A 17367-nucleotide genomic window follows, 5' to 3' on the forward strand; every position below is an offset into this window, starting at 1 on the left:
TTGTTAATAAAATTTGAAATTATTCTGCTTCTTCTTCCTGATTTTCTTTTGGAGGAAAAATTTTCATTGAAGGTTCTTTGAATACTTTCTTATTGGTGATTTTTTTCTCGAAAGAAAGTAATAATGATGGCAGTAATAATAAGTTAGAAACCATTGCAAATAATAAGGTTACAGAAACCAAACCACCCAACGCAATTGTACCACCAAAGCTAGAAACTGTAAACACTAAAAACCCGAAAAACAAAACAATTGATGTGTAAAACATACTAACACCAGTTTCTCTTAACGCGCAATAAACAGATTTTTTTATTCGCCAATTATTGGCTTGTAATTCTTGTCTGTATTTTGCTAAAAAGTGTATGGTGTCATCAACCGAAATACCAAATGCAATACTAAATACCAATATGGTTGATGGTTTTATAGGAATTCCAATAAAGCCCATTAATCCAGCGGTTATTAATAATGGCAGCATATTCGGAATCAACGAAATTAAAATCATTTGATACGATCTAAACATCCAAGCCATAAATAATGCAATTAATAAGATAGCGAGTGATAAAGAAATAACTAAATTGTTGATTAAATAATTGGTTCCTTTTAAGAAAACCAATGCTTTTCCTGTAAGGTGAACATCAAATTTATCTGAAGGAAATTCTTTAGCAATAATTGTGTTTAAATGGTCTTGTATAATCGTCATTTTATCGGTGCCAACATCTTTCATAAATGTTGTAATTCTGGCATATCTACCAGTAGAATCAACAAAATTGGTTAACATGTTAGAGTTACTGTTAGAATTTTTGGTGTACGCAAAAATATAACTTTGCTCTTGTGATGTTGGCAATTGATAATATTTTGGATTGCCTAAATAATAGGCTTGCTTAGAATATTTAACCAAGTTTGTAATAGAAATTGGCTTTGATAATTCTGGAAATTGTCCAATGGCTTCATTGATTTTTTCCATCTTTTTTAGTGTAGAAAGTTTCATTACACCTTTTTCTTTTTGAGTGTCAATAAAAATCTCTAACGGCATAATTCCGCCAAACTCTTTTTCGAAAAACTTAATGTCTTTATAAAATTGCCTTCCTTTTGGCATGTCTTCAATCAAACTTCCAGAAACTCTAATTTGATAAACGCCAATAATTCCAAGAATAATAACAACAACTGTTGTAATGTAAATGGCAATTCGGTTATGACGAACCATTTTCTCCATCCAATTTACAATAGTATCAATCCATTGTTTTTCTAAATGATTAAGATGCCTTTTTTTAGGCAATGGCATAAAACTATAAATAATTGGAATGATTAAAAGTGCTAAAATAAAAATACCAACAATGTTTATTGAAGCTATAATTCCGAATTCTTTTAACAGTTGACTCTTTGTAAATACAAAAGTCGCAAAACCAGATGCCGTTGTAATATTGGTCATTAATGTTGCATTTCCAATTTTAGAAATTACACGTTGTAAAGATTTTGCTTGGTTACCGTGTTTCTTAACTTCTTGCTGATATTTATTGATTAAAAATACTGCATTTGGAACACCAATTACAATAATTAAAGGCGGAATTAAAGCTGTTAAAACCGTAATCTCATATCCAAATAATCCAATAAAACCAAACGCCCAAGTAACACCAATCATTACTACCAAAAGTGTAATAAATGTTGCTCGATACGATCGGAAAAAAAAGAAGAAAATAATTGCTGTAATTAATAAGGCTCCTCCAACAAAAAGTTGAATTTCATCTTGTATGTTTTGAGAATTTAAAGTACGTATATAAGGCATTCCAGAAACACGAACTTGCATGTTGTGTTCTTTCTCAAATTTTTCTATTGCGGGAATTAAAACATTAAAAATAAAATCTCTACGAACAGGTGTATTTACTATTTTTTTATCAATATAAATAGCTGTTTGAACTGTTCCAGTTTCTTTATTGTATAATAAATTATCATAAAAAGGAAGGTTTTCAAACAATTGTTTTTTTATTGCTGAAACCTCTTTTTGAGTAGTTGGAGTTTTATTTAATAAAGGTTCTAAAACAAATTTTCTATTTTTTCTATCTGCTTTTAATTGTTGAACATCTGCAATAGAAACTGAGAATTCTACTTCTTCAGTAGCATCAATTTGTTTGGTAAGATTGTTCCAAGCATTAAATTTTTCTGGAGTAAATAATGTAGAATCTTTTACTGCTAGAATAATTAAATTTCCTTCTTCACCAAAAATATCTAAAAACTGATTGTATTCTATATTGGCTTCATGATTTTCTGGCAGTAAGTTTGCCTCTGTATATGAAAACTTCATATACTTCATTTGTGTAGCCAAAAAAGCGGTAAAAGCAGCAACTAATAATAAAACAAGATATCTGTTTCTTAAAATTAATCCGGCAACTTTGGTCCAAAAATTCATGCAGTAAAATTTATGCAAATGTAGGAAATGTTTAAGAACCTATCACATAAAAAAGGAGCGTTCTAGAACGCTCCTTTTTTTATTTTATAAATATTTTTTTATTAAACAGTCATAATCTCTTTTTCTTTAACATCAAGAATTGCGTCAATTTCTTTTACAAATTTATCTGTTAAAGTTTGTACTTCTGCTTCAGATACTTTCTTTAAATCATCAGAAATATCTAATTTTTTAATTTCGTTATTTGCATCTTTACGTGCATTTCTAACACCAATTTTGGCATGTTCGCCTTCAGCTTTTGCTTGTTTAGATAAGTTAATTCTTCGTTCTTCTGTTAAAGGCGGAACGTTAATCATAATAAGGTCACCATTATTCATTGGGTTAAAACCTAGATTAGCTAACTGAATTGCTTTTTCAATTTCTTGCAACATGTTTTTCTCCCAAGGTTGTATGCTAATGGTTCTAGCATCTGGTGTGTTTACATTTGCAACTTGACTTAACGGTGTTTGAGAACCGTAATAATCTACTACTACATTTGCTAGCATTGCAGGTGTTGCTTTTCCTGCTCTAATAGCTCTTAATTCTTTTATTAAATGCTCTATTGCATTTTGCATTTGCTCTTTTGTGCTGTCTAAAATAAACTCAATTTCTTCGTTCATCACTTAAAATTTTATAAAATATAGCTAATTAATTATTAACAATTGTTCCGATTTTTTCTCCAGAAACTAACTTTAGTAAGTTGCCTTTTGTATTCATATCAAAAACAATAATAGGCAATTTATTTTCTTCACTTAATGTAAAAGCTGTCATGTCCATTACTTTTAAGCCTTTTTCAATTACTTCTTTAAAAGTAATGTTTTCGAATTTTATTGCATCTTCATTTTTTTCTGGATCAGAAGTATAAACTCCATCTACACGAGTTCCTTTTAATATAGCATCAGCATTAATTTCGATAGCTCTTAAAACCGCAGCTGTATCTGTTGTAAAATAGGGATTTCCTGTTCCGGCACCAAAAATAACAACTCTTCCTTTTTCTAAATGACGAACTGCTCGTCTCTTAATAAAAGGCTCTGCAACCTGTTCCATTTTTATAGCGGTTAGCAATCTTGTTTTAACACCAGCAGATTCTATGGCGCTTTGTAATGCCAATCCATTTATACATGTGGCAAGCATTCCCATATAATCTCCTTGTACGCGATCCATTCCGTTGCTCGCTCCTGCAACGCCTCTAAAAATATTTCCACCACCAATAACAATTGCAACTTCAATACCTTTTTCTACTACTTGCTTTATTTCTTTTGCGTATTCTGATAGGCGTTTTGGATCAATTCCATATTGTCTGTCTCCCATTAATGCTTCTCCGCTTAATTTTAAAAGAATTCTTTTGTATTGCATGTGTTGCTTTTATATTTAAAAGGTTTCCACTTTTGTGGGAACAAAGGTTTGGCAAATATAAGAATTTCCTAGAAAGCTTTTTGTATTGATGTTTATGATTTTATAAATAAAAAAACCATCCTAAAAGGATGGTTTTTAATATAGTTTTTTGAGAATTTTAAGATTACCCTAAAGTAACTCTTTTAAATCCACTTACTGCAACATCTCCATACGTTTTAACGTATTCGGCAACATTTTTCTTTTCGTCTTTAATAAAAACTTGATCTAATAAACATTGTTCTTGATCTAATGTTGTGTTGTCAGAAATGAATCTTTCCATTTTACCTGGTAAAATTCTATCCCAAATTTGTTCTGGTTTTCCTTCAGCTTTTAATTCTGCTTTTGCAGCTTCTTCCGCTTTTGCTAAAACTTCTTCAGTTAACTGAGCCATAGAAATATATTGAGGGACATTTTTTAATGTTTTCCCTAATCTACCTAACTCAATATTATCTTTTTCGATAACTGCAATTCTTGCTTCAGTTTCTGCAGCAATAAAAGCAGGGTCAAAATCTTTATAAGATAAAGTTGTAGCTCCCATTGATGCAATTTGCATTGCAAGATCTTTTGTTAAAACATCTGCATTATCAACAACACTAGTTAAGCCAACTATTGCTGCAATTTTACCAATATGCGTGTAAGAACCAACATAAGCAGCTTCAATTCTTTCAAAAGCAGTAATGTCTAACTTTTCACCAATAACTCCTGTTTGCTCAATTAATTTTTCTGCAACAGTCATTCCTCCAAAATCAGCAGCTAAGAACTCTTCTTTGCTATTGTAATTTAAAGCGATTTCTGCAAATTGATCAGCTAATGCAACAAATGATTCATTTTTACCAACAAAATCAGTTTCACAAGCTAAAACGATAGCAACACCAGCAGTGTTGTCTGCGTTAATTTTAGTTACAGCAGCACCTTCTGTAGATTCTCTATCAGCTCTTTTTGCTGCAATTTTCTGACCTTTTTTACGTAAAACATCAATTGCTTTATCAAAGTCACCTCCAGCCTCTACTAATGCCTTTTTACAGTCCATCATTCCAGCTCCAGTTGCTTCTCTTAATTTTTTAACATCAGCAGCACTAATCTTAACTGTTTCCATGTTATGTATATTTTTTAATTATAATTATTTTGTTTCTTCTGTAGAAGTTTCAGTTTTTTTAGCTTTAGGAGCTGCTTTTTCAGTAGTCTCTGCTTTAGCTTCTTTAACCTCTTTTGTCTTTTCTTTTCCTGCTTTTCTTTCAGATAAACCGTTAGCGATAGCGTCAGTTATAAAAGTTAATACTTTTTCTATAGATTTCGATGCGTCATCGTTAGAAGGAATTACAAAATCAATTGGTCTTGGATCAGAATTAGTATCAACCATAGCAAAAATAGGAATGTTTAAGTTTTTAGCTTCTGCAACTGCAATGTGCTCTTTCTTAACATCAACTACAAAAATTGCTCCTGGTAAACGAGTCATATCAGTAATAGAACCTAAATTCTTTTCTAGTTTTTCTCTTTGACGGTTAATTTGTAATTTTTCTCTTTTTGACAATGCATCAAAAGATCCATCTAACTTCATTCTATCAATAGTTGCCATTTTCTTAACAGCTTTTCTAATAGTTACAAAGTTTGTTAACATTCCTCCAGGCCATCTTTCAGTAATGTAAGGCATGCTAATGCTTTTTGCTTTTTCTGCAACGATATCTTTTGCCTGTTTTTTAGTTGCAACAAATAAAATTTTTCTACCTGAATTAGCGATTTTCTCTAATGCAGCAGCAGTTTCTTCTATTTTTGCAGCTGTTTTATACAAATCGATGATGTGTACACCATTACGTTCTGTATAAATGTAAGGAGCCATGTTTGGATCCCATTTTCTAGTTAAGTGACCAAAATGCACTCCACTATCTAGTAATTCTTTAATGTTTACGTTTGCCATTGTTTACTTTCTTTTAATGTAGCAATAAGTAAGTAGCCTTATAAAAAGAGTCTTACCTATTTAGATGCTAAACTGTTTATTTAAATTATAAATGAACAATTCATCGCTACGTTTGTATAGAAATACCGAAATAAATTCGAGTATGCTATTAACGTTTCGAGAATTGGAACTTTTTTCTTGCTTTTTTCTGACCAAATTTCTTTCTTTCTACCATTCTTGGATCTCTTGTTAATAATCCATGAGGTTTTAAAAGTGCTTTGTCTTCTTCGTTTATAAATACTAATGCTCTAGTAATTGCTAAACGAATTGCTTCTGCTTGACCAGTTACACCTCCACCAAAAACATTTACTTTAATGTCATAAGACGTTAAGTTATCTGTTAATTGTAAAGGTTGTTGAACTTTATATTGTAAAGTTGAAGTTGTAAAGTAATTTGTAAACTCTCTTTTGTTGATTGTAATATTACCTTTTCCTTTTGTAAGATAAACACGAGCAACAGCTGTTTTTCTTCTACCTATTTTGTGTACAGTTTCCATTATCTAAGATCGTTAAGGTTAATAGCTTTTGGTTCTTGAGCAGTGTGAAGGTGCTCTGTACCAGCATATACATATAAATTTCTAAAAAGAGCTGCTCCTAATTTGTTTTTAGGTAACATTCCTTTTACTGCTTTTTCGATTAATCTTGTAGGATCTTTCTCAAACATTTCTGTTGCAGTTAGCGATCTTTGTCCACCAGGATAACCTGTGTGACGGATGTACGATTTATCAGCCCATTTGTTTCCAGAAAGGGTGATTTTTTCTGCGTTAATTACTACAACGTTATCACCACAATCTACGTGAGGTGTAAAGTTGGTTTTGTATTTACCTCTAATAAGCATTGCTATTTTAGAAGCAAGACGACCCAATGTTTGCCCGTCCGCATCAACAACTAACCACTCTTTATTAGCAGTTTCTTTGTTTGCTGATACTGTTTTGTAACTTAATGTGTTCATTACACTTTAGTTTTTGTCAATTAATAAATAAAAATTTTCCCTTAAAAAAGGTCTGCAAAGGTACAACTAAATATTAAATAGACAAACACTGTTTAATAATATTTTACAAGCTGAAAATTAAGAGAATACATATAAATTTTAACAAATAATTAAGAGACTAAAATCCTACTTTCGTTTTATCAATGTAACAATTCCATTTTCTTTAAGTCTTTTTAACAGAAAAGACTTTTCTAGATTAAAATCAATTATTAAGAATGATAAAAAAACTCTCACTTTTTCTTGCATTTTTTGTTGTGCAAATTACTTACTGTCAAGAAAATACAGACGAAAAAGTTCCGAAAAGAATTTACACAACAAAAAAAATAACAAAGGCACCTATTATTGATGGCAATATTACCGATGAAACTTGGAACGCAGTTCCTTGGAATGCTAATTTTACACAATTATCGCCAGTAGAAGGAAATAAACCTACACAAAAAACGAAATTTAAAATTATTTATGACGACAAGAATTTATATTTAGCAGTTCGTTGTTTTGATTCTGAGCCAGATAAAATTGTAAAACGATTGTCTCGTAGAGATGGAAATGATGGAGATTGGATTGAGATAAATTTAGATAGTTATCACGATTTAAGAACGGCTTTTGCATTTACAGTAACCGCCGCAGGAGTAAAAGGAGAAGAATTTGCTTCTTTAAACGGTAAAAGTTGGGATAAAAGTTGGAACCCAATATGGTTTGTGAAAACGAAAATTGACGAAGAAGGTTGGACGGCAGAATTTAAAATCCCGCTTTCTCAAATTCGATTTACAGATGCTGTAGAACAAGTTTGGGGAATGCAAATTCAACGAATGGATTTTAGATTAAATGAGCGTACGCTTTGGCAAAGAATGCCTAGAACTGTTTCTGGTTGGATTAGTAATATGGGAGAATTACACGGAATTAAAAACATTAAACCCCAAAAGCAATTAGAAATTCAACCTTATGCAGTTGGACAAACAGAAACTTTTGAAAAAGAAATTGGAAATCCGTTTGCAACAGGAAAAAGAAGTAGCACCAATTTTGGATTAGATGGTAAAGTTGGAATTACAAATAATTTAACATTAGATTTTACTGTAAATCCAGATTTTGGCCAAGTTGAAGCAGATCCATCTGCAATTTCGTTAGATGGTTTTCAAATTTTCCAAGAAGAACAACGTCCTTTTTTTGTAGAAAACAAAAACATTTTTGATTATCAAGTTACCAAAGCAGAAGCTGGCGGCCCTTTTACAAGAGACAATGTTTTTTATTCTCGTAGAATTGGTAGAAGTCCGCAAGGAGGAACAACAGCAGGAGCTGGAGAATTTGTGCAAAGGCCTGGAAATACTACAATTTTAGGAGCTGCAAAATTCTCCGGAAAAACAAAATCTGGTTTATCTATCGGAATTTTAGAAGCAGTAACTCAAGAAGAATTTGCAGAAATAGACACTAACGGAACGCGAAGACAAGAAGTAATAGAACCTTTAACAAACTACTTTTTAACAAGATTGCAAAAAGAATACAACAATAGTAATACACTTATTGGCGGAATTTTTACAGCATCAAATAGAAATTTAACAGACACAAATATTACAGATATTCATAATGCTGCTTATACTGGCGGAGTTGATTTTAAACATCAATGGAATGAAAGAACTTGGTACGCCGCAGGAAACTTAGTTATGAGTAAAGTTTTAGGAAGTAAACAAGCAATTTACAATACGCAAACAAGTCTTAGACACAATTTTCAAAGAGTAGATGCTACGCATGTAAATGTTGATCCAAACAGAACCTCTTTAACAGGAACTGGAGGAAATTTTAAAGTAGGAAAAGGTGGCGGAGGAAAATTCCTTTTTGAAAGTGGAGTAACTTGGCGTTCACCAGAATTAGAAATGAACGATATGGGTTTTCAACGAAATGCGGATGACATCACGCATTATAATTGGATGGCGTATAAATCATTAAAACCATTTTCTGTTTTTAGATCTTTACAAGTAAATTACAATCATTATGCTTCTTGGAATTTTGAAGGAAAACATACGTATTTAGGTTTTAATAATAATGCACATGCAAAATTTAATAACAATTGGGGAACTGGTTACGGAATGCACTATGCTGTTGTAGACTTTACAGACTCTGCTTTGCGTGGCGGACCCATGTTGCGTTTGCCAAAATCATTTGAAACAAATTGGTATTTACAAAGTGATGAAAGAAAAAAACTTCAATTTAGAATAAGCTTAAATCAAACCAAAGGTGAAAGCAATTCGTTTACAAGAAAAAACGCATCGATAAACTTGAAGTATGTACCAATAAACTCGTTCAATATTTCTGTATCTGCAGGTGTTAATTCAAACAATCAAGAATTGCAATATGTAACAACTGAGAATTTTGGAATTGGAAATAATAGTATTCCAAAATATATCAATGCAAGTTTAGACCAAGATACATTCAATTTGTCATTGCGATTAAATTATACAATTACTCCAGAACTAACCATACAATATTACGGTTCTCCGTTTATTTCTAGAGGAAGATATAACAACTTTAAATACATTACCAATTCGTTGGCAAGCAATTTTACAGACAGATTTCAACAATACGATAGCAATCAAATTATGTACGATTCTAATTCTGATAGCTATTTGGTTGATGAAAATACAGATGCAACTACAGATTATACTATTGGAAATCCAGATTTTTCTTTTATCCAATTTCAATCTAACTTAGTTGCCCGTTGGGAATATATTCCTGGATCAGAAATCTTTTTAGTTTGGTCTCAAGGATTGACGAGAAACGGAAATCCGATGGATAAATTATTGCCAAGTTTAAACGATAATATTTTTGGACAAACAGCACACAATATCTTTTTGATAAAAGCAACGTATCGATTTATGTTGTAGTTGATTATAAATAGATACCAGAAAGCCGAGTTTTTAAAACTCGGCTTTTTTATGAAACGCCATTTTTTCTTTTGTTGTTGGATGTGTAAACTCTAAAAACGCTGCGTGTAAATGCAATCGATTTGCTTTTTTACCATACAAATCATCGCCAATTATTGGAATATTTAATCCCAAAGAATGCGATGTGTGAACTCTTAATTGATGTGTTCTACCAGTTATTGGAAATAAATGAACTCTGGTTGTATTGTCTTTTCGTTCGATAACTTCCCATTTAGTTTCTGCTTTTTTTCCGTGTTCAAAACAAACCAATTGTCTTGGTCTGTCATCTAAATCTACTCGCAAAGGCAAACTAATTGTTCCAGAATTTTCTTTAAGATTTCCATCCAATAAAGCCACATATTTTTTGGAAACTGTTTTATTGATAAACTGACTTTGTAAGTCTTTGTGTGCCTTTTTGTTTTTTGCCAAAACTACCAATCCAGAAGTAGACATGTCTAACCGATGGACAATTATTGGACCTGAAATAGTTGGATATTGTTGTTTGATTCTCGTATAAACAGAATCCTGAATGTGAATTCCAGGAACCGATAAAAACTCTGCAGGTTTGTGAACAACGATTACATCTTCATCTTCAAAAATGAGTTCGAGTTCTTTTCCAATTGCTGGATTTTGCAACATCGGATTTGTATCCATTTCAATTCCCGATAACATGTGTGCTAAAATTGGTTTGCATTTTCCTTGACACGCTGGGTAAAAATACTGGTGTTTTCTGACTTCTGTATTTGGCGATTTTCCCCACCAAAACTCAGCCATTGCAATGGGTTTTAAATTGTGTAAAAATGCATGTTGTAATAATTTCGGTGCAGCACATTCTCCAGAACCCGCAGGCGGATTTTGCTCAGTTGTTTTTGCAAAAAGTTCTGACAAGTTTTTAGTTTCTTTTGCCGAATTTAAAAACTGATATTGTTCAAATAAATACTGTTGTAAAGCAGCAGATTTTAGTTTTCGCTCTTCTTTTAAAGCATCAATTTGAGTAGTAAAAACAGCAAGTTTTTCTTTGATAGCATTTAAAGTATGTTCCCAAAAACGAGTTACATTGTTAAAAAAATATTTTGCTTCTAAACTTTCTTTACTAAGCAATTCTTCAAAAGCTGCATATTCTTCTAATTTCAATTGCGCTTTTATTCTTTTGATATCGCGCTCTTTTTTAGCAGCTTTTAAAGCTTCTTTTTTCTCTCGAATATCAATCGCCGCTTTTTTCTTTTCTGATTTTAATTGAGAAATCAACTCTATATATTCTGTATTGTTTTCTAGGTTCTCAAGATTAGAATTGATGTTATTTAAAACAGCTTCTTCCTGTAAGAAATAAGAATCTTTGGTCAACATATCAAAAACTGGCGGGACAAACTTTTTATGAATATTTGTATTGGCTAATTTCCCTGAAACCGCAGTAATATAACCAATTTGGTTTTGTTGGTTTTCAACAACCAAAACACCAAACATTTTTCCAATAGCCAATCCTTTTTTAGAAGGATCTAAACCAAAATTATGCTCAAAATCAGTTTGAGTTTCTATATAGTTTTGTACTTCTTTTGCTGCTATTTCACATAACAAATGCGGTTCATAATAAAACGGAAATGTAAACTTTTTGGGAAGTTCAATTTCGTTTATAGATCTAGAAAAGGTTTGAAAATATGTAGACACTAAAGCATGAATTAAATTGTATGCAAATATACTTTATAAAATTCAGGTTTTTAAAGTTGGTTTTTTTAATGAAACGTAAAAGAATTAAACAGCACATAATTTTCTTTAGAAGGTAAATGTTCTCCCATAAACGATAAATTTTCTAGACTGTTATGAACAGTAAACTTGTGTTTTGTTTTTATTTTGGTTTGTAATGTTTTTACCAAAACATCATTAATATACCATTTTACAAAATATCTATTCTTTTTTTCTGTCAATTCAAGTTTAAAAGTATGCCATTGTTCGGTAATTACTTTAAAAGTACCAGAAGAATTAGGGCTGTATTGCGATGTGCAATGTACAAGTGCTTCATTAGGTTTTGCGTTTACTTCTTTTCGATCTTCCTTGTTTCCTGATCCTATTTCAAAATCTATTTCGTAAGATGTTTTTCCTGAATGATAAATAAAAGCACCAATACTACATTGGTCGTTTAAGTCAAATTGAGGCACATAAATACTCCATTGATAAGTACCAAGCCCAAAATCTTTTCGTACAGTTTTTACTTTTACTCGGTCTTTTCGGTGAGCACGTGTTGTAATTTTTAAACGATTGTTTTCTAAGGAATACGATTTAGGATGCCCAAAAGAGTTGTCTATCCAATTTGTTTTAAAAGCTTCTTGATTATCAAAACTCTCTATAAAAGGAACGTTTTTAATAGGAACATTTTTTAGAAAAAAATAATTGGTACAACTACTCATAACAATAATTAGTAATATCAGAAGTGTTTTAGAATTGGTGTTCATTTAAAATGGGCAACTAAGTTCAACTTTAAAGATAACTTTATTTTATATGAAAAAAAACAACTGTTGTTTTATCTGTTTTGTGTTTGATTAGTTGCGAGGATTTTTATAAGTAGGCGAGAACTAGTCATTAATTATATACGACTTAAGTTTGTTTTTTAGCTCAGATTTTTGTTGGATTTTTCTACTTTTTAATCAATGTCTTTTTTTAATTTATCAGGGTGTTGCCTTGTGTCAAAAATTGTAATTATTTCAATTTCTTTTCGTTCAATTATTATTCTGTAGAAAAAAGTCGTTTGCTATGTAACAACACATTTATAAAGATTTTTAAATTCCAATGATTTCGGACAACTATCAGGTTGATTTGATATTTGTTTGATTTTGTCGTTTAGTTTTGAGATAAACTTGTCACGAGTTTTTAAACTCCACTCTTCGAGTAAATATTCAGATAGTTTTATAAGTTTTGATTCGGCAAGTTCGGATAAGAATACTTTCATTAAGAAATTTTCTTTAAGAATGAGTCGTAGGAAACTCTTTTGCCTTTGTTTAATTCCTCAATACCTTGTTTTATTTCAGATTGTTCGGATAGAGATAGTTCGTCCCAAAAATCGATTTTTTCTTTTTTTACAAAGTCAGCTACTCTTTGGATAAATTCAGTATTTTCATTTTCCAAAATTGTTTTTAGCAGTTCAAGTTTCGTTGTTTGAATATCCATTTTAAATTTCTTTATTTAATCAAATGTACAAAAAATATGATTTAGTTCTACTCTTTGTCAGTATGAAACCCAACGGATTTGTACAAGCTTTGTTGCGTTAGCTTATCAGTAAAGTTGCTAAATAATTACCAACCAAGAAAGTCTGTGAGGATTTTTATAAGTAGGCGAGAATTAGTTATTAATTATATACGACTTAAGTTTGTTTTTTAGCTCAGTTCTTTGTTGTAAAACGTTTTTAATAATCATAGCTTAATTCAATTGTATTATTTGTTGGCACAAAAATAGGGAAATCTTCAATAGAATTTATTCCGTTTTTTCTACGAGCAATTCTAATTATATTTCTTTCGTTTTCTGCAACATAGGGATTTAATTGCGAATTAACTCCATTTGCTTTAAAAGCTCCCCAGCCACTAGAACCGGTTGAATATTCAGAATCAAGAAAATTATTTGCCCCAATATTTGGTCCAAAAGGATATAAAGTTATCACTTCAAAATAATCATCATCTTTTAGTGGAGAAAAATTATTTAGATTAACTTTAATGTATGTTTTTTTTGGAATATAATATGTGTTTCCAATTATTGTATCGCGATTACTAATTGAATATTTTGTTTGCATTGCAACCGCAAAATTATTGTTTGAAAAAATATATTTTGTTGAATCAAGATTTATACTTTCATAATAAGTTGTAAAGTGGCCATTTGCATTTCCTAGTTCATCATCTTGAATATAGAATTCTACTTCAAAATTTCCATTTTCATCTGTTTGCGCATTCGCAACTAATTTTGTAAAACTTTCACCTAATAAACCTCCGTCAGAATATCTATATTGTAATTGACCTTTAACACCTTGTATTCCAACGTTATTTGTCGTAATGAATTTTTCTTTAATTATTGTACAATTTGAAGTGCAAATATTTTCATTATCATCATCTGTTTTTGAACAACTATAAAACGATAATATTAGTATTATAAAAAAATATCTAATCATAATTTCTTTTTTTATTGATTCTGAATCCTCTAAACTTGGGTTCAATGTTTTACAACTGGTTATATACAATCAAATATATTGTTTTTTGGTTATAATTCTCTGGATAACAGCACTTTTCTCTTGTGTTATCAGTTTACTTTAAACACAAATTTTGCATAGTATTTTTTCTTTCTTTTACCAACTAGCAGTCGGAAAAAACAATAAATCAGTTGGATTGTCAATATCATATAAATATTGAAAACCTCTAGATTCTTTCTGGCAAAAAGGTTCTAAAAGTTGCACCATGTTTACAAAGCTTTCCATGGTTAAAACACAGAAAAAGGTCTCATTGTCTTTGGTAAGTATTCCTTCGTCAGAATTAAATAAACCAAAAAGTAAATTGCAATTACGAGGCTGAATAAAATCAACTTCAGATAAATCTAATCGTTGCTTTTTAGCAATAATAATGTCTTTAATTAAATCTCTAAATTGAATTGCTTCTGCTTTGTCAAAGTTGTACAACCGAACTACGTTTTCGCCATGATCGTTTACGTTTTCTATATAATCTAATTCCATTTACAATTTTATTAATGTGCTTCCAACCAATTTTGTCCAATTCCTATTTCTACATCTAACGGAACAGCCATTTTAAAAGCATTTTCCATTTCTTCTTTGATAATTGGTTTGATAATTTCTAACTCGTCTTTATGTGCATCAAAAACCAATTCATCATGTACTTGCAATAACATTTTAGACTTAAAGTTTTCTTTTTCAAAACGTCTAAAAATATGAATCATTGCGAGTTTAATAATATCCGCAGCCGAACCTTGAATTGGCGCATTTACCGCATTTCGTTCAGCAGCATTTCTAACAACTGCATTTCTAGAATTGATGTCTTTTAAATAACGACGTCTTTTTAAAACCGTTTCTACATACCCATTATCTCTAGCAAAATCTACCAAAGAAGACATGTAACTTCTTAACTTTGGATAAGTTTCGTAATACGTATCAATTAACTCTTTGGCTTCGCTTCTAGATAAATCTGTTTGATTGCTCAACCCAAAAGCAGAAACGCCGTAAATAATTCCGAAGTTCACCGTTTTTGCATTGCTTCTTTGTTCTCGAGTTACTTCGTTTAACGGAACATTAAATACTTTTGCAGCGGTTGAAGCGTGAATATCTTCACCGTTTTTAAACGCTTCAATCATGGTTTCTTCTTCACTTAAAGAAGCAATTATACGCAATTCAATTTGAGAATAATCTGCCGCTAATAAAACATGATTTTCATCACGCGGAATAAACGCCTTCCGAACTTCTCGTCCGCGTGCTGTTCTAATCGGAATGTTCTGTAAATTCGGATTGTTAGAACTCAAACGACCAGTTGCAGCAACTGCTTGTGCATACACGGTGTGAATTCTTCCTGTTTTTGGATTTACTTCATTTGGCAACGCATCAACATAGGTGCTTTGTAATTTTTTATACTGACGAAATTCTAAAATATCTCTAATAATTTGGTGATCTTTTGCCAAATAACTTAAAATATCTTCTGAAGTTGCATATTGTCCTGTTTTGGTTTTTTTAGGTTTGTCAACCAATTTTAGTTTTTCAAACAACACAATTCCCAATTGCTTTGGCGATGCTAAATTAAATTCTTCTCCAGCTTGTTCGTATACGCTTTTTTCTAAGCGATCAATGTCTTTTGCCAACTCAACCGACAATCCTTTTAAAAATTCAGAATTAATGTTGATTCCTTCAATTTCCATCGCAGAAAGTACAGAAACTAACGGAGTTTCAATTTCATCAAACAATTTGGTAACATTTCCACTTTCTAATTCTTTGGTAAAATGTTCCTTTAATTGCAATGTGATGTCTGCGTCTTCAACAGCATATTCTGTTTGATCTGCAATAGGAACAACACGCATAGAAAGTTGGTTTTTTCCTTTTTTACCAATCAAATCGGTGATAGAAACAGGTTGATAATTCAAATAGGTTTCTGACAACATGTCCATATTATGTCGCATATCTGGATTGATTAAATAATGCGCAATCATCGTATCGAACAATTTCCCTTTTACAGGCATTTCATAATTCGATAATACTTTGATATCATATTTTAAATTATGTCCAATTTTTTCAATTCCCTCGGATTCAAAAAACGGACGAAATTCTTCTAAAATTTCTTTTGTTTCACCTTGATTTTCTGGAAACGAAACATAATATCCTTTTCCGATTTCGTACGAAAATGCAATTCCGATTAACTCAACTTCTAAGGCTTTTAAACCTGTAGTTTCGGTATCAAAACAAACCGATGTTTGTTGTAGTAGTTTTTTTAACAACATTTTTCGAGACAAAGGCGAATCGATATGTTGGTAAAAATGATTGGTTGTTGCTATGGTTTTAAATCCCGATGCAACTTCTTCTTCAGAAACGCTTCCAGTTCCTGGAGTAGCAAATAAATCAAACTGTCCGTCTTTATTTGTGTTTACAGGTTTTTTTGGTTTTTGTTCGCTGAGCGTAGTCGAAGTGATCTCTTTTGTTTCTGTAGTTTTTGTGGAATTTTCTTCTTCTTTAACGGCAAAAGTTCTGGTAAAGTTGACCAATAAATTCCTGAATTCTAATTCGTTAAAAAGTTCGGTAACTTTTTCAATATCTGGTTGATCGAGTTCAAAATCCTTTGCATTAAAAGTAACAGGAACATCCAACATAATAGTTGCCAATTTCTTAGAAAGCAATCCTAGTTCTTTTGCGCCTTCCACTTTCTCTTTCATTTTTCCTTTCAAGTCGGCAGTATTTGTTAACAGGTTCTCCATAGAACCATAAGCGGCTAAAAACTTCTTTGCTGTTTTTTCTCCAACGCCAGGCAAACCAGGAATGTTATCCGAAGAATCTCCCATCATTCCTAAAAAATCAATGACTTGTAACGGATCTGTAACTCCAAATTTTTCTTGCACTTCCGGAACTCCCCAAACATCATAACCACCACCAAAACGAGGTTTGTACATAAAAATATTTTCTGAAACTAACTGAGCAAAATCTTTATCTGGCGTTACCATAAATGTTTGATAACCTTCTTTTTCTGCTTGTTTAGAAAGTGTTCCAATAACATCATCAGCTTCAAAACCTTCTTTTACCATAATAGGAATGTGCATGGCTTTTAAGATTTCTTGAATATATGGAACTGCAATTTTAATAGCTTCTGGAGTTGCATCTCTATTTGCTTTATAAGCTTCAAACATTTCTACTCTATCTACACTGCCGCCTTTATCAAAACAAACCGCCAATTTATCTGGTCGTTCGCGTTTTATAACATCTAATAATGAATTCATAAAACCCATAATTGCAGAAGTATCTAAACCTTTACTATTGATTCTTGGATTTTTAATAAAAGCATAATATCCACGGAAAATTAATGCATAAGCATCAACTAAAAAAACTCTTTTTTGTTCTGACATAGTAAATTGAAGTATTAAAAATGTCTCCTCGAGCGCAGTCGAGAGGTTATTATAAAATAGAACATTAATGGGTTCTCGACTGCGCTCGAACAGACAAC

Annotated in this window: 15 protein-coding genes; 1 reads left to right on the forward strand and 14 read right to left on the reverse strand. The window is 31.4% G+C overall.

The window, feature by feature from the left end; all coding sequences use genetic code 11:
• Positions 1-19 precede the first annotated feature (19 nt).
• From ABDX67_RS03025 to rplM, 7 genes are all read right to left on the reverse strand, one after another.
• The gene (locus ABDX67_RS03025; RefSeq protein WP_347173459.1) at positions 20-2401 is read right to left on the reverse strand and encodes an efflux RND transporter permease subunit; all 2382 of its coding nucleotides are present in this window, start codon (positions 2399-2401) and stop codon (positions 20-22) included.
• A 101-nt stretch (positions 2402-2502) separates the two neighbouring features.
• Entirely contained in the window at positions 2503-3057 is a 555-nt protein-coding gene (frr, locus tag ABDX67_RS03030) for a ribosome recycling factor (RefSeq protein ID WP_347173461.1), read from the reverse strand.
• 28 nt (positions 3058-3085) lie between these two features.
• Entirely contained in the window at positions 3086-3793 is a 708-nt protein-coding gene (gene pyrH, locus ABDX67_RS03035; RefSeq protein WP_347173462.1) for a UMP kinase, read from the reverse strand.
• A gap of 163 nt (positions 3794-3956) precedes the next feature.
• A complete protein-coding gene (tsf, locus tag ABDX67_RS03040; protein WP_347173464.1) occupies positions 3957-4928 on the reverse strand; it encodes a translation elongation factor Ts in 972 nt (323 codons plus the stop codon).
• A 24-nt stretch (positions 4929-4952) separates the two neighbouring features.
• Entirely contained in the window at positions 4953-5747 is a 795-nt protein-coding gene (gene rpsB, locus ABDX67_RS03045) for a 30S ribosomal protein S2 (protein ID WP_347173466.1), read from the reverse strand.
• A 148-nt stretch (positions 5748-5895) separates the two neighbouring features.
• Positions 5896-6282, reverse strand: a complete 387-nt coding sequence (rpsI, locus tag ABDX67_RS03050; RefSeq protein ID WP_347173467.1) for a 30S ribosomal protein S9 — start codon at positions 6280-6282, stop codon at positions 5896-5898.
• A complete protein-coding gene (gene rplM / locus ABDX67_RS03055) occupies positions 6282-6737 on the reverse strand; it encodes a 50S ribosomal protein L13 (RefSeq protein WP_301402519.1) in 456 nt (151 codons plus the stop codon). The genes rpsI and rplM overlap by 1 nt, the downstream gene beginning before the upstream one ends.
• A gap of 254 nt (positions 6738-6991) precedes the next feature.
• Between rplM and ABDX67_RS03060 the strand changes: the two genes are divergently transcribed.
• Positions 6992-9652, forward strand: coding sequence for a DUF5916 domain-containing protein (locus ABDX67_RS03060; RefSeq protein WP_347173468.1), 2661 nt, complete (start codon positions 6992-6994; stop codon positions 9650-9652).
• Between the two features lie 33 nt (positions 9653-9685).
• Here the strand turns inward: ABDX67_RS03060 and ABDX67_RS03065 are convergent, their stop codons facing one another.
• From ABDX67_RS03065 to polA, 7 genes are all read right to left on the reverse strand, one after another.
• Positions 9686-11356, reverse strand: coding sequence for an RluA family pseudouridine synthase (locus tag ABDX67_RS03065; RefSeq protein ID WP_347173470.1), 1671 nt, complete (start codon positions 11354-11356; stop codon positions 9686-9688).
• A 65-nt stretch (positions 11357-11421) separates the two neighbouring features.
• Positions 11422-12138 (reverse strand): LamG domain-containing protein, encoded by a 717-nt coding sequence (locus ABDX67_RS03070; RefSeq protein WP_347173472.1) that lies wholly within the window; start codon positions 12136-12138, stop codon positions 11422-11424.
• 296 nt (positions 12139-12434) lie between these two features.
• On the reverse strand, positions 12435-12632 hold the full coding sequence (locus ABDX67_RS03075) for a type II toxin-antitoxin system RelE/ParE family toxin (RefSeq protein ID WP_347173473.1): 198 nt from the start codon (positions 12630-12632) through the stop codon (positions 12435-12437).
• Positions 12632-12850, reverse strand: a complete 219-nt coding sequence (locus tag ABDX67_RS03080; RefSeq protein WP_347173474.1) for a hypothetical protein — start codon at positions 12848-12850, stop codon at positions 12632-12634. Before ABDX67_RS03080 ends, ABDX67_RS03075 begins: the two co-directional genes overlap by 1 nt.
• 235 nt (positions 12851-13085) lie before the next feature.
• On the reverse strand, positions 13086-13838 hold the full coding sequence (locus ABDX67_RS03085) for a hypothetical protein (protein WP_347173475.1): 753 nt from the start codon (positions 13836-13838) through the stop codon (positions 13086-13088).
• Positions 13839-14012: 174 nt separating this feature from the next.
• Positions 14013-14393 carry a hypothetical protein gene (locus ABDX67_RS03090; protein WP_347173476.1) on the reverse strand — a complete coding sequence of 127 codons (381 nt, stop codon included), beginning with the start codon at positions 14391-14393 and terminating at the stop codon, positions 14013-14015.
• Between the two features lie 11 nt (positions 14394-14404).
• Positions 14405-17269, reverse strand: coding sequence for a DNA polymerase I (gene polA, locus ABDX67_RS03095; protein ID WP_347173478.1), 2865 nt, complete (start codon positions 17267-17269; stop codon positions 14405-14407).
• Positions 17270-17367 lie beyond the last annotated feature (98 nt).

Source organism: Polaribacter uvawellassae (assembly GCF_039748955.1).
GTDB classification, from domain to species: Bacteria; Bacteroidota; Bacteroidia; order Flavobacteriales; family Flavobacteriaceae; genus Polaribacter; species Polaribacter uvawellassae.

What these genes read in the sequence shown, in the direction of transcription:
- ABDX67_RS03090 (WP_347173476.1), bottom strand. Translation starts at nt 14,393, where the DNA reads ATGGAATTAGATTATATAGAAAACGTAAACGATCATGGCGAAAACGTA.
- rplM (WP_301402519.1), bottom strand. Translation starts at nt 6,737, where the DNA reads ATGAACACATTAAGTTACAAAACAGTATCAGCAAACAAAGAAACTGCT.
- polA (WP_347173478.1), bottom strand. Translation starts at nt 17,269, where the DNA reads ATGTCAGAACAAAAAAGAGTTTTTTTAGTTGATGCTTATGCATTAATT.
- ABDX67_RS03085 (WP_347173475.1), bottom strand. Translation starts at nt 13,838, where the DNA reads ATGATTAGATATTTTTTTATAATACTAATATTATCGTTTTATAGTTGT.
- rpsB (WP_347173466.1), bottom strand. Translation starts at nt 5,747, where the DNA reads ATGGCAAACGTAAACATTAAAGAATTACTAGATAGTGGAGTGCATTTT.
- ABDX67_RS03075 (WP_347173473.1), bottom strand. Translation starts at nt 12,632, where the DNA reads ATGAAAGTATTCTTATCCGAACTTGCCGAATCAAAACTTATAAAACTA.
- pyrH (WP_347173462.1), bottom strand. Translation starts at nt 3,793, where the DNA reads ATGCAATACAAAAGAATTCTTTTAAAATTAAGCGGAGAAGCATTAATG.
- ABDX67_RS03080 (WP_347173474.1), bottom strand. Translation starts at nt 12,850, where the DNA reads ATGGATATTCAAACAACGAAACTTGAACTGCTAAAAACAATTTTGGAA.
- frr (WP_347173461.1), bottom strand. Translation starts at nt 3,057, where the DNA reads ATGAACGAAGAAATTGAGTTTATTTTAGACAGCACAAAAGAGCAAATG.
- rpsI (WP_347173467.1), bottom strand. Translation starts at nt 6,282, where the DNA reads ATGGAAACTGTACACAAAATAGGTAGAAGAAAAACAGCTGTTGCTCGT.
- ABDX67_RS03025 (WP_347173459.1), bottom strand. Translation starts at nt 2,401, where the DNA reads ATGAATTTTTGGACCAAAGTTGCCGGATTAATTTTAAGAAACAGATAT.
- ABDX67_RS03070 (WP_347173472.1), bottom strand. Translation starts at nt 12,138, where the DNA reads ATGAACACCAATTCTAAAACACTTCTGATATTACTAATTATTGTTATG.
- tsf (WP_347173464.1), bottom strand. Translation starts at nt 4,928, where the DNA reads ATGGAAACAGTTAAGATTAGTGCTGCTGATGTTAAAAAATTAAGAGAA.
- ABDX67_RS03060 (WP_347173468.1), top strand. Translation starts at nt 6,992, where the DNA reads ATGATAAAAAAACTCTCACTTTTTCTTGCATTTTTTGTTGTGCAAATT.